At 31.6% G+C, this 11,471-nt stretch carries 13 protein-coding genes; 9 read left to right on the forward strand and 4 right to left on the reverse strand.

Annotation, left to right across the window (positions count from 1 at the left end; translation table 11 throughout):
• Position 1: 1 nt before the first annotated feature.
• The 3 genes from FG167_RS02070 to FG167_RS02080 all read right to left on the reverse strand — a co-directional run bounded on the left by FG167_RS02070 (position 2) and on the right by FG167_RS02080 (position 2,936).
• Positions 2–526: a DUF4136 domain-containing protein gene (locus tag FG167_RS02070; RefSeq protein WP_203459813.1), complete on the reverse strand. Its 525-nt coding sequence runs from the start codon at positions 524–526 to the stop codon at positions 2–4.
• 201 nt (positions 527–727) lie between these two features.
• Positions 728–1,726 (reverse strand): GTPase ObgE, encoded by a 999-nt coding sequence (gene obgE / locus FG167_RS02075; protein ID WP_203459814.1) that lies wholly within the window; start codon positions 1,724–1,726, stop codon positions 728–730.
• A gap of 100 nt (positions 1,727–1,826) precedes the next feature.
• Entirely contained in the window at positions 1,827–2,936 is a 1,110-nt protein-coding gene (locus tag FG167_RS02080) for an adenylate kinase (RefSeq protein ID WP_203459815.1), read from the reverse strand.
• 170 nt (positions 2,937–3,106) lie between these two features.
• Here FG167_RS02080 and FG167_RS02085 point away from each other — a divergent pair, with 170 nt between their 5' ends.
• The 9 genes from FG167_RS02085 (at position 3,107) to FG167_RS02125 (ending at position 10,361) form a co-directional block, all read left to right on the forward strand.
• On the forward strand, positions 3,107–4,261 hold the full coding sequence (locus FG167_RS02085; RefSeq protein ID WP_203459816.1) for a 5-(carboxyamino)imidazole ribonucleotide synthase: 1,155 nt from the start codon (positions 3,107–3,109) through the stop codon (positions 4,259–4,261).
• Positions 4,262–4,319: 58 nt separating this feature from the next.
• Positions 4,320–4,799 (forward strand): 5-(carboxyamino)imidazole ribonucleotide mutase, encoded by a 480-nt coding sequence (gene purE / locus FG167_RS02090; protein WP_203461029.1) that lies wholly within the window; start codon positions 4,320–4,322, stop codon positions 4,797–4,799.
• A gap of 347 nt (positions 4,800–5,146) precedes the next feature.
• Entirely contained in the window at positions 5,147–7,183 is a 2,037-nt protein-coding gene (locus tag FG167_RS02095; RefSeq protein ID WP_203459817.1) for a M3 family metallopeptidase, read from the forward strand.
• Between the two features lie 92 nt (positions 7,184–7,275).
• On the forward strand, positions 7,276–7,779 hold the full coding sequence (locus tag FG167_RS02100) for a GbsR/MarR family transcriptional regulator (protein ID WP_203459818.1): 504 nt from the start codon (positions 7,276–7,278) through the stop codon (positions 7,777–7,779).
• A 105-nt stretch (positions 7,780–7,884) separates the two neighbouring features.
• Positions 7,885–8,184, forward strand: coding sequence for a hypothetical protein (locus FG167_RS02105; RefSeq protein ID WP_203459819.1), 300 nt, complete (start codon positions 7,885–7,887; stop codon positions 8,182–8,184).
• Between the two features lie 2 nt (positions 8,185–8,186).
• Positions 8,187–8,585 (forward strand): hypothetical protein, encoded by a 399-nt coding sequence (locus FG167_RS02110; protein WP_203459820.1) that lies wholly within the window; start codon positions 8,187–8,189, stop codon positions 8,583–8,585.
• A gap of 2 nt (positions 8,586–8,587) precedes the next feature.
• Entirely contained in the window at positions 8,588–9,490 is a 903-nt protein-coding gene (locus FG167_RS02115; protein WP_203459821.1) for a TIGR01777 family oxidoreductase, read from the forward strand.
• 49 nt (positions 9,491–9,539) lie between these two features.
• Positions 9,540–10,094, forward strand: a complete 555-nt coding sequence (locus FG167_RS02120) for a sigma-70 family RNA polymerase sigma factor (protein WP_203459822.1) — start codon at positions 9,540–9,542, stop codon at positions 10,092–10,094.
• 3 nt (positions 10,095–10,097) lie between these two features.
• Complete coding sequence (locus FG167_RS02125) at positions 10,098–10,361, forward strand: hypothetical protein (protein WP_203459823.1); 264 nt, start codon at positions 10,098–10,100, stop codon at positions 10,359–10,361.
• On the opposite strand, the gene FG167_RS02130 is transcribed toward FG167_RS02125, so the two are convergent.
• Positions 10,329–11,168: a hypothetical protein gene (locus FG167_RS02130; protein ID WP_203459824.1), complete on the reverse strand. Its 840-nt coding sequence runs from the start codon at positions 11,166–11,168 to the stop codon at positions 10,329–10,331. The two genes, FG167_RS02125 and FG167_RS02130, sit on opposite strands and share 33 nt — an antisense overlap.
• Positions 11,169–11,471: the final 303 nt, after the last annotated feature.

Below are 11,471 nucleotides of genomic sequence, written 5' to 3' on the forward strand. Positions count from 1 at the left end.
ATTATTTTTGTTGCGGAGGATATTTATTAAACACTTTTTCGACAAGTGCTTGTAGGCTTGCTTCGCGTTTTTCCGGACTTGCGTTTGGCTGATAAGTACTTTCACTAGTTGCTTGCCAAAAAAGACCGATGCCATTTTCGTCTATAAAATCGAATATAATTTCTCTAGTCACTTTTGCTGTTCCAATAGGAATACCAATAGAAACACCTCCTCCAATATTTCTTCCTGTTCCACCAATACCTATTCCAACCGTACTATTTTGTTCCGCTGGATATTCTTTACTTTGAATATTAATAAAGAAATCTGGGGTTTCGGAAATAGATAATCCTTGCAGTTGTAATTGGGTATCTAACACATCAAACAAGCGTTTTGCATCCAATTCGCTTAATCCTGTTTCTATATCTGAATAGTAATTATAGGTCTTGTATTTAGAAAAATCGGTGCCTTTTTCGAAATCTGTAGTCAGATAAATTGGCGCACAAGAAGTAATGAGGAATGTAAATAGTAAAACTTTAATGGCTTTCATAGGAATTGTGTTTCTGTAAAAATAATCAAAAACTATTCCAATAAAAAACTACCATGTATATGGTAGTTTTAAAGTAATCATAAATTATGATATATCGCGTTAAGGATTGTAGTGGCATCCTTTTATTTTATTTCAAAATAAAAGATACAACGAAAAGCCTGACACTGCGTAGCCTAAGCGTAGTAGTGTAACGCCCAAAAATTATTCATTTAACATATTCCAGAGCTTATCATTAAGTTCTGCTAAACCTTGTTGTGCGACAGAGGAGATAAACAAATAATCTATTGGTAACGTATTGTCTAATTCTTCTTTTAATTCGGCTTGGAGTTCTGCATCCAGCATATCACATTTAGAGATCGCAATCATACGATCTTTATCTAGCATTTCTGGATTGTAACGTCTTAACTCATCCAATAAAATATCGTATTGTTTTTTAATATCTTCTGCATCGGCAGGAATTAAAAACAATAAAATAGAGTTACGCTCAATATGGCGTAAAAAGTAATAACCAAGACCTTTTCCTTCTGCTGCTCCTTCAATAATACCAGGAATATCTGCCATTACAAAAGATTGAAACTCTCTATGTTTTACAATACCTAAGTTGGGTTTTAGCGTTGTAAATTCGTAATCTGCAATTTTTGGTTTTGCAGACGTAATTACAGAAAGTAATGTAGACTTTCCTGCATTAGGGAAACCTACTAAACCAACATCGGCTAGTAATTTTAACTCTAAGGTAATATCTCTTTCTTCTAACGGAATTCCAGGTTGTGCATAACGAGGGGTTTGGTTGGTAGAACTTTTAAAGTGCCAGTTACCGCGACCTCCTTTACCACCTTCTGCAACAATTCTTTCTTCACCTTCTTCGGTAATTTCAAAAAGCACTTCATTGGTTTCTGTATCTCTAACTACGGTTCCTAAAGGCACATCTACGTATTGATCTTCACCATCTGCTCCAGAGCTTCTTCCTTTACTTCCGTTTCCACCATGTGTTGCTCTTATGTGTCGCTTAAATTTAAGATGTATAAGCGTCCAAAGATTAGAGCTTCCTCTAAGAATTACGTGACCACCACGACCTCCATCTCCTCCATCTGGGCCACCTTTTTCTAAATATTTTTCACGGTGTAAATGCGTCGATCCTTGTCCTCCTTTTCCAGAAGAAACGTGCATTTTTACATAGTCTACAAAATTTCCCTCAGTCATGTTTCCTTTCCGCAAAAGCGGAAATATTTTTTAATTAATATATGATTTTTACTCCTTGTATTCTTTACAATACATTAGCAAAATCCTTTGTTATTAGAAACTAAAGCGTATCAATAACGTCATTTAATCGTGCTGTAATATCTTCAATATTACCAACTCCATCTACACCATAATATTTATCTTGAGCGGTATAGAAATCTTTAAGAATAGCTGTTTTATCGTAATATTCTTTAATTCTATTTCTTATAATATTTTCGTCTGCATCATCTGCTCTTCCACTAGTTTTACCACGTTCTAACAAACGTAAAACTAAATCTTCATCATCTACCTCCAAAGCGACCATTGCATTAATCTGTGAATCTTTACGCATCATCAACTCTTCTAAAGCTTCTGCTTGTGCGTGAGTACGAGGAAAACCATCAAAAATAAAACCTTTAGCATCCGCATTTTTCTCCACTTCTGCTTCCAACATATCAATAGTTACTTGATCTGGAACCAATTCGCCTTTGTCCATAAAAGATTTAGCCAACATACCTAAAGCGGTTTTGTTTTTTATATTATAACGAAAAACATCTCCTGTAGATATATGTACTAAATTGTGTTTTTCTTTTAAAAAATTAGCTTGTGTTCCTTTTCCTGCTCCTGGAGGTCCAAATAGCACTAAATTTGTCATGTGTTGTGTTGTTTTTAATTGATATACTTCTGGTAAATCTCTTCCTAAACCATTATAGTCTAATCCATAACCAACTATAAATTTATCCGGAATTTCTATACCTATATAATGTAGTTTGTAGTCTTTTTTATATGCTTCAGGTTTAAAAAACAAGGTCGCTATTAGTAAAGATTTAGCATTTTCATTTTTAAAAATGCGATGTACTTCTGCTAACGTTTTTCCAGAATCTATAATATCTTCTAGAATCACAACCGTACGTCCTGTTAAATCTTGTGTTAAACCAATAAGTCTTTGTATGTCGTCTGTAGATTTTATCCCTTCATAAGAAGCCAGTTTTATAAAAGTAACTTCGCAAGGTTTCGGGTATTTTTTAACAAAATCGCTTACTAGCATAAAAGAGCCATTTAAAATACCTATAAACACAGGTACTTCATCTCCTAAGTCTGCAGCAATATCATCTGCCATTTTTTGTACAGCAGCATCAATTTTTTCTGCCGAAATAAATGGTTTAAAAGATAAATCGTCTAGCTTAATCATATAAGACTAACTTGTTTTTTATTAATTCCTTGCAAAGATACATATTTGTAATATGATTTACGATTTTGATGCGATTTTATTGGCTATATTTTCATATTAAACTGTATTTTTGTTACAATTAAAATAAGACTTATTAATTAAAAAGATTTCCGTTTTCACGGAAAATAAATATGAACTATTTTTCTTCAGATTTTAAACTTGGTATTCTTGGTGGCGGACAACTTGGTAAAATGCTACTTACCGAAACCAGAAAACTAGATATTTACACTTGTGTTTTAGACGGAAGCACGGAAGCACCTTGCAAAATAGGAAGTAATGAATTTCATTTAGGAAGCTTAATGGATTTTGAAACCGTGTACCAGTTTGGAAAAAAGGTAGATGTGTTAACCATTGAGATTGAAAACGTAAATATAGACGCGCTCGAAAAGTTAGAAAAAGAAGGCGTTACGGTTTATCCTGCTTCGAAAACGCTTCGAACTATTCAAAATAAAGCAAAACAAAAACTATTTTATATAGATAAAAATTTACCTACTGCGCCTTTTTCACGTTTCGCTTATCTTTCTGAAATCGAAGACGCCATAGAAAATGGAGGTTTACATTTTCCATTTGTTTGGAAAGCAGCACAATTTGGCTATGATGGTAATGGTGTAAAAGTAGTGAGAAGTCTGGAAGATTTAAAAGATTTACCAAAAGGCGAATGTATTGCTGAAGATTTAATTCCTTTTAAAAACGAACTTGCTGTTATTGTTTCTAGAAATGCAAAAGGCGAAGTAAAAACTTTTCCTGTGGTAGAAATGGAATTTCATCCGGAAGCAAACCAAGTAGAATATGTAATCTGTCCTGCAAGAATAGCTCCTGAAATTGCTAAAAAAGCAGAAGCAGTTGCTTTAAAAACATCCGAAGCATTTAAACATGTTGGTTTATTGGCTGTGGAAATGTTTTTAACACAAAATGATGAAATATTAATCAACGAAGTTGCGCCAAGACCGCATAATTCTGGCCATCAAACTATTGAGGCTAATTATACTTCGCAGTTTGAACAACACATAAGAGCCATTTTAAATTTACCTTTAGGAAGCACTGCGAATAAAGCTGGTGGAATCATGGTAAATCTTGTTGGCGCCGAAGGTTATACTGGAAGTGTTGTTTATGAAAACATAGAAGACATTATGAATATGGAAGGAGTTACTCCGCATATTTATGGTAAAAAAGAAACACGTCCTTTTCGTAAAATGGGACATGTCACTATTGTACATCCAGATATAAACGAAGCACGTAAAATTGCGGAAGCAGTTAAGAATACGATTAAAGTGATAAGCGAGTAAATCGCAACAATGAAATATTGATACCTAGTATCATTCAAAATTTAAATATTTGAAATTTATTATGAAAGTAGGAGTAATCATGGGAAGTAAAAGTGATCTTCCAGTAATGCAAGAAGCTATAGATATTTTAAAAAGCTTTGATATTGTGGTAGAAGTAGATATTGTTTCTGCACACAGAACACCAGAAAAAATGTTCGATTATGGTAAAAACGCACATAAAAATGGCATTGCAGTTATTATTGCTGGAGCTGGAGGAGCTGCACATTTACCAGGAATGATAGCGTCGTTATCGCCACTTCCTATAATTGGTGTTCCTGTAAAAAGCAGTAATTCTATTGACGGTTGGGATTCTGTATTATCTATTTTACAAATGCCTGGCGGAGTTCCTGTGGCAACAGTAGCTTTAAATGGAGCAAAAAATGCAGGAATACTTGCTGCACAAATTATTGCGACTTCCAATGCTTCTGTTTTAGATAAAGTAATTGCTTATAAAGAAGGTTTAAAGGCCAAAGTTATAGAATCTGCAAAAGGTCTATAACCAAATAACCTCAAGATTTCTCTCAAGGTTATAACGCTATTAATCAATTTCTTAAACATGAGATTGAACTCACATGAAAAAACTTATGCAAATATTTAACTATTCCTCATTATTATTAACAAAAGAAAGAAGGGATTTATTATTTTCGATTAAAAACAAATAAAACCGATTAAGTGTTGATTTGTCGTTTTTACAAATTAAAAAAACCTTGACATGCATCAAGGTTTTTAGCTATTAATCAATAATTTTGTCAATGAGTAACCAACTCTATGAAAAATTCTAAACAAAGATAAAAAATACTTATTATGCGTGCATAATAAATTCTTCTTTTAACATAACTTTAAAAAATGACTAAGAATATACTTACAGAGAAATTTGAGACAGCCTTTCAAACAGCTCCTTTTTCCAAAATAGCTACTACAGATTTTCTTCCTGCTTTTAAATTAGGAATAGAGAATGCCAAAGCAGAAATAGATGCTATTATTAATAATTCTGAAGCTCCAACTTTTGAAAACACTATTGAAGCTTTAGATTTCTCTGGAGAACAATTAGATCGAATCTCTAGTATATTTTTCAATCTTAATTCTGCCGAAACGAATGAAGAAATTCAAAAAATAGCACAAGAAGTTTCGCCGTTACTTTCAGAGTTTGGTAATGACATTACATTAAATCAAGATTTATTTAAACGTGTAAAAACCGTTTATAATAATAAAGCAGACTTAAAATTAACTACAGAACAAGAAACCCTTTTAGATAAAAAATACAAAAGTTTCTCTAGGAATGGAGCCAACCTTCCAGAAAACAAAAAACAGGAACTTCGTGAAATAGATAAGGAGCTCAGTAAACTAAAACTAAAATTTGGCGAAAATGTTCTAGCAGAAACCAATAAGTTTGAAATGCTTATCACCAATGAAGATGATTTAGCAGGATTACCAGAAGGCGCTAAAGAAGCGGCTAAGCAATTAGCAGAATCGAAAGAGAAAGAAGGATGGCTTATCACGTTAGACTATCCTAGTTATATTCCTTTTATGACCTATGCCGACAATAGGGAATTACGTAAGGAATTAGCTTTAGCTTCTGGAAGCAAAGCTTTTCATAACGACGCTTTAGACAATCAAGATAACGTTTTACAAATTGCAACACTTCGTTTTAAAAGAGCCAATCTTTTAGGTTATAAAACGCATGCACATTTTGTTTTAGAGGAACGCATGGCGAAAACTCCTGAAAAGGTAAAAAGCTTTTTAAATGAAATATTAGAAAAAGCAAAACCAGCTGCACAAGAAGAGTTTACAAATCTTGAAAACTTTGCAAAAGAATTGGACGGTATTGATACCTTACAAAAATGGGATTCTGGTTATTATGCCGAAAAACTAAAACAAAAGCTTTTCAACTTAGACGACGAACAGTTAAAACCATACTTTAAATTAGAAAACGTAATTGAAGGTGCTTTTACTATTGCTAATAAATTATTCGGTTTACAATTTGAAGAAATTCACACTATAGATACATATCATGAAGATGTTTTAACTTATAAAGTAAACGATGAAAACGGAGAACTAGTCTCTATTTTCTATTCTGATTTCTTCCCAAGAAAAGGAAAACGAAATGGTGCTTGGATGACAAGTTACAAGCCACAAAGCATAAAAAATGGCGTAAATGATAGACCGCACGTTTCTATAGTTTGTAATTTCACAAAACCTACAAAAACAAAACCTTCCCTTTTAACATTTAACGAAGTAACTACCTTATTTCACGAATTCGGACATGCATTACACGGTATGCTAGCTAACACTACTTATCCTAGTCTATCTGGAACCAGTGTTTATTGGGATTTTGTAGAATTACCAAGTCAGGTATTAGAAAACTGGTGTTATGAAAAAGAAGCATTAGAACTTTTTGCGAAACATTATGAAACTGGAGAAGTGATTCCAATGGAATTGGTAGCAAAAATAAAAGAATCTGCTACTTTTCATGAAGGTATGCAAACCATGCGTCAAATAAGTTTTGGATTATTAGATATGTCTTGGCATGCACAAGATCCTTCAGCGATTACCAATGTAAAAGCACATGAAAAAGAAGCTTTTGGTGACACACAATTATTCCCTGATGTTGCAGAAAATTGTATGAGTACTGCATTTTCTCATATTTTTCAAGGAGGATATTCTTCGGGGTATTATAGTTACAAATGGGCTGAAGTTTTAGATGCAGATGCATTTGAATACTTTAAGGAAGAAGGTATCTTTAACAAAACCGTTGCCACAAAGTTTAAAGAAAACGTATTAAGCAAAGGTGGAACCGAAAACCCAATGACACTTTACAAACGTTTTAGAGGTCAAGAACCAAAACCAGAAGCGCTTTTAAAAAGAGCAGGATTAATTAAATAAAATTTTAAAGCTGATTTTAATTAATCAGCTTTTTTAATTAAAGAAACTTTCAATAATTACTGAAAGTTTAGAAATTATTGTATATTTGCTGTATGGATTACGAAGAAGCAAAAATAAAATTTATTAATACTTGGGGAAGTCTAGGTACTCTTTGGGGAATTAATAAAGCTATGGCTCAAATTCAAGCCTTACTTTTTATTACTCCTAACCCACTTTCTATGGAAGACATCATGGAAGAACTTAAAATATCTAGAGGTAATACTAGTATGAATTTAAGACAGCTTATGGATTGGGGAATTGTAACAAAAGAACTTGTTGCTGGAGAACGTAAAGAGTTTTTTACCACAGAAAAAGATGTACAAGAACTAACAAGAGTTATTGCTAAAGAAAGAAGCAGAAGAGAAATAAGACCAGTAATTAAAGTTTTAAAAGATGTTTCATCTATACAAGATGATGGAACTCAAAAAACTAAAGAACTAATAAAACAAACCAAAGCTTTAAAAGAATTAACTGAAAATGCTGATTTAATGATAAATAATCTAGTTGACAAAAATCAAAATTGGATTACTAAATCTTTAATCAAACTCATTAAATAAAAAAATTTAAAATAAACTTTCAGTATTTTCTGAAAGTTTTAAATAATCAGAATGAATTATAATATAATAACATACTGCATCTATCTTCCAATCATTTGTTTAATTATGATTAAAGTAGGTTGGTTGTTTTATAAAAATGGTGAGTTATTCTTATTAAACCTTTTAAATAATAACCTTCCATTAGTTAAAAACATCAATAATTTACTTTTAACAGGTTATTATCTAACCAATATTGGATATGCAATAATTACAATTGCGTATTGGCAATCTATTGAAAATACAATCGAATTAATAAATTCTCTAACAACTACTCTTGGAAAAATAATAATGCTTCTAGCCTTACTTCATTATAATAATATTTTTTGGCTGAAGTACTTAACTAAATCAAATTATATAAAACAATAATTATGGAAAATTCAAAAATTATTATCGGCTACTTTATCTATCTACCAATAGTTATCATTCTAACTATTTATGTTTCAAAAATGTTATTTAAAAATGGAAAGCTTTTTATGATAGACATATTTAAAGGAAAAGAAGAAATTGCTTTGGCTACAAATAAATTATTTGAGATTGGTTTTTATTTAATAAACATTGGCTTTGCTTTATATATTATGAAAATATATTACTACTCGAGCCAAGGAATAGATTATCAAATTTTGATTGAAATATTAAGTAAAAAAATTGGCGGATTTACAATATACTTAGGTATTATGTTATTTCTTAACTTGTTTCTGTTTTTTAGAGGAAGAAGAAAATCTCGACAAAATTTAAAACCAATTGTTGAAAATCAAAATAAAGAATAATCATGAAAAATATACTAATTGCAGGAGGAACAGGATTTATCGGACAAACATTAGAAAAGCATTTTACCAGTAAAGGTTATTCCGTGAAAATATTAAGCAGAAATCCTAAACGTGATAATGAAATCCTTTGGGATGCAAAAACCATGGAAGGCTCTTGGGTTACCCATCTTGAAAATTTAGATGTCCTTATTAACCTTACCGGAAAAACAATTAATTGCAGATTTACAGACGCTAATAAAAAAGCAATAAAAGAATCTAGAATTGTTTCCACAGCACTTTTAGGAAAAGCTATTGATACCTGTAGTAATCCACCAAAAGTATGGATGAACTCTTCCACTACTTCTATATACAAAGCGTCATTTACAAAAGAAATGACTGAAGATAGCACAGCGTATGGTAACGATTTTGAAGCGGAAGTTGCCACCGTTTGGGAAAAGGCTTTTTATAAAACCAAAAATCCAGAAACCAGAAAAATAGTACTACGTACTTCTATCGTTTTAGGTAATGCAGATGGTGCTTTTGTACCATTAAAAAAACTAACACAATTTGGTTTAGGTGGTAAACAAGGTAACGGAAAACAAAAGGTAAGCTGGATTCATGAAACCGATTTTGCACGAGCTGTAGATTTTCTAATCCAAAAAGAAAATGCTAAAGGCGCTTATAATTTTTGTGTTCCAAAACCAACAGACAATGCAACGATGATGAAAGATTTTAGAAAAGTATTAGGTATTCCTTTTGGTATTCCTAGTCCGAAATTCATCCTAGATATCGGTGCTTTATTTATGCAAACAGAACCAGAACTCATTTTAAACAGCAGAAATGTAGTCCCTAAAAAGCTATTAGAAGCTGGTTTTAAGTTTCAATTTCCAACAATTGTTTCCGCCGTAAAAAATTTAATAGAATAGATATAAATCCTTTTGCTTACTTTTGCTAAAACTTAGCTAAAAAAAGAATATGCCAAAGCATCAAATAGATCCAAACAAATGGATTGATTTATATTCAGATTATCTATTCAACTACACCATTTCTCGTGTTAACGATAGAGATTTGGCTAAAGATTTGGTTCAAGACACCTTTTTTGCTGGTTTAAAATCAATGAAAAACTTTAAAGGAGAAGCCAGTGAACGTACTTGGTTAATTTCTATTTTAAAGCGAAAAATAATTGATTATTACAGAAAAATAAATTCTAACAAAGGAAAAGCCGAAGTTAGAATGAGCTACAACAGTGATGTAGAAACCGAAGGCGATTGGCTAGAAGAACGCGTTGCAGATCCTTTTGATAAAAATGCAGAAAGTGTTATTGAGAATGAAGAACTAGGTGATGCCATCTATAGTTGCTTAGATAAACTTCCCGAAAAACAAGCTACTATTTTTAAAATGAAAACCATTGAAGGAATAGATACCGAAACTATTTGTAATGAACTAAACATTACTGCGTCTAACCTTTGGGTTATCATTCATAGAGCAAGAACAACAATGGCATCTTGCATGGAGAAAAACTGGTTTTAAATTATGAATACAGAGATTAACATAAGTAAAGCTTGCGAAAAAGCAAATCATGTTTGTGATAAATCGCAATATAAAGAAGCTTCTATATTAGAGAAAATAAAACTTACTATACATTTAGCTTTCTGTAGGGCTTGTAGAAATTACTCTAAAAACAATAAAAAGCTTAGCGTTACATTAGAAAAGGCAAAGGTAGATTGTATGCATAAAGATGAAAAAGAAGCTTTAAAAGACAACCTAAAACAAGCCATAAAAGAGCATAAAAATTAGCCATATAATTGGCAAACCTTCTACAAAAAAGGAACTATAATACTTTCCTTGGTGTTTTTTAGAAAGCAACACAAACAATAATGTAATTAGTGCAACTACCATTAAAACGAGAATGTTTCTACTATTAGTTTGATCTTTAAAAAATTCTAAAAAGAAAAAAACCACCAGTAAAAAAACACCAATACGCTTTGTTTTACGTATTCCAATACGTTGTGGGATGGTAGAAAGTATTAAACTATCATATTGTAAATCTCTTATTTCAAAAGGAATCATTAGGGCTAACACAAAAACAAATCGTTGCAAGGTAGTTATAAGAACATCTGTTGTTATAGCAATATCATTATCTATAATGGGAAGCAATACCGTTACTGCACACCAAACCAAAGCAATTACATAAATTTTCAATCCGCTAATTTGGCGTAAGTTTTGGTTGCTATCCACAAATATATTTCTTGGCAAAAAAGGAATCGCATAAAAAAAAGTAATTGCACCAAGCAGTAAAATACACAACCAGGTTTTTACTTCTAACTGAAAGGCAAAATAGCATAAAGCGATAAAACAAATAAGCGAAAATATTTGAATCACCTTCAGCCTACTTGCTAAACTTCTATGATGAAATTTCGCTAAACCAAAGTATTTCACAAAATTATAACCTGTAATAGTTGCAAAAAAGTTAAAAAACAAAACATTCTCATCATAAGAAACACCAAACTCCATAAGGGTAACCCATGTTAAAGCATATACACTTAAAGCCACATGAATACTCGCGTTTATATAAAAATCGAAAAGGTGTTTTACTATTCGCATTAAACAAAAATACGCAATACCTTTTAGGAATTAAATTTGCTAAAAAGAAATGTGTTATTTTTTGTTTTCGAGATAATTAAAACTCAAGTATAGCAGTAGTTAAGAACGCTTTTTATTTTAATGTACACACAAAAAACAACTATTTACATCCCTCTATAGAATTAATAAAAGATGCTACCTGTTAATAACCATTTCATTTGGTTAAAAACTTTCATATTTCAAAACTAAAAAACTCTATTATTTCCGTATTTTTGGGCTCGCAAACAACACGCTTTATTATTTCAATAAAGCTCCTAATAAAAT

This window comes from Lacinutrix sp. WUR7, from assembly GCF_016864015.1.
Lineage (GTDB): Bacteria > Bacteroidota > Bacteroidia > Flavobacteriales > Flavobacteriaceae > Oceanihabitans.

What these genes read in the sequence shown, in the direction of transcription:
- FG167_RS02070 (WP_203459813.1), bottom strand. Translation starts at nt 526, where the DNA reads ATGAAAGCCATTAAAGTTTTACTATTTACATTCCTCATTACTTCTTGT.
- obgE (WP_203459814.1), bottom strand. Translation starts at nt 1,726, where the DNA reads ATGACTGAGGGAAATTTTGTAGACTATGTAAAAATGCACGTTTCTTCT.
- FG167_RS02080 (WP_203459815.1), bottom strand. Translation starts at nt 2,936, where the DNA reads ATGATTAAGCTAGACGATTTATCTTTTAAACCATTTATTTCGGCAGAA.
- FG167_RS02085 (WP_203459816.1), top strand. Translation starts at nt 3,107, where the DNA reads ATGAACTATTTTTCTTCAGATTTTAAACTTGGTATTCTTGGTGGCGGA.
- FG167_RS02095 (WP_203459817.1), top strand. Translation starts at nt 5,147, where the DNA reads ATGACTAAGAATATACTTACAGAGAAATTTGAGACAGCCTTTCAAACA.
- FG167_RS02100 (WP_203459818.1), top strand. Translation starts at nt 7,276, where the DNA reads ATGGATTACGAAGAAGCAAAAATAAAATTTATTAATACTTGGGGAAGT.
- FG167_RS02105 (WP_203459819.1), top strand. Translation starts at nt 7,885, where the DNA reads ATGATTAAAGTAGGTTGGTTGTTTTATAAAAATGGTGAGTTATTCTTA.
- FG167_RS02110 (WP_203459820.1), top strand. Translation starts at nt 8,187, where the DNA reads ATGGAAAATTCAAAAATTATTATCGGCTACTTTATCTATCTACCAATA.
- FG167_RS02115 (WP_203459821.1), top strand. Translation starts at nt 8,588, where the DNA reads ATGAAAAATATACTAATTGCAGGAGGAACAGGATTTATCGGACAAACA.
- FG167_RS02120 (WP_203459822.1), top strand. Translation starts at nt 9,540, where the DNA reads ATGCCAAAGCATCAAATAGATCCAAACAAATGGATTGATTTATATTCA.
- FG167_RS02125 (WP_203459823.1), top strand. Translation starts at nt 10,098, where the DNA reads ATGAATACAGAGATTAACATAAGTAAAGCTTGCGAAAAAGCAAATCAT.
- FG167_RS02130 (WP_203459824.1), bottom strand. Translation starts at nt 11,168, where the DNA reads ATGCGAATAGTAAAACACCTTTTCGATTTTTATATAAACGCGAGTATT.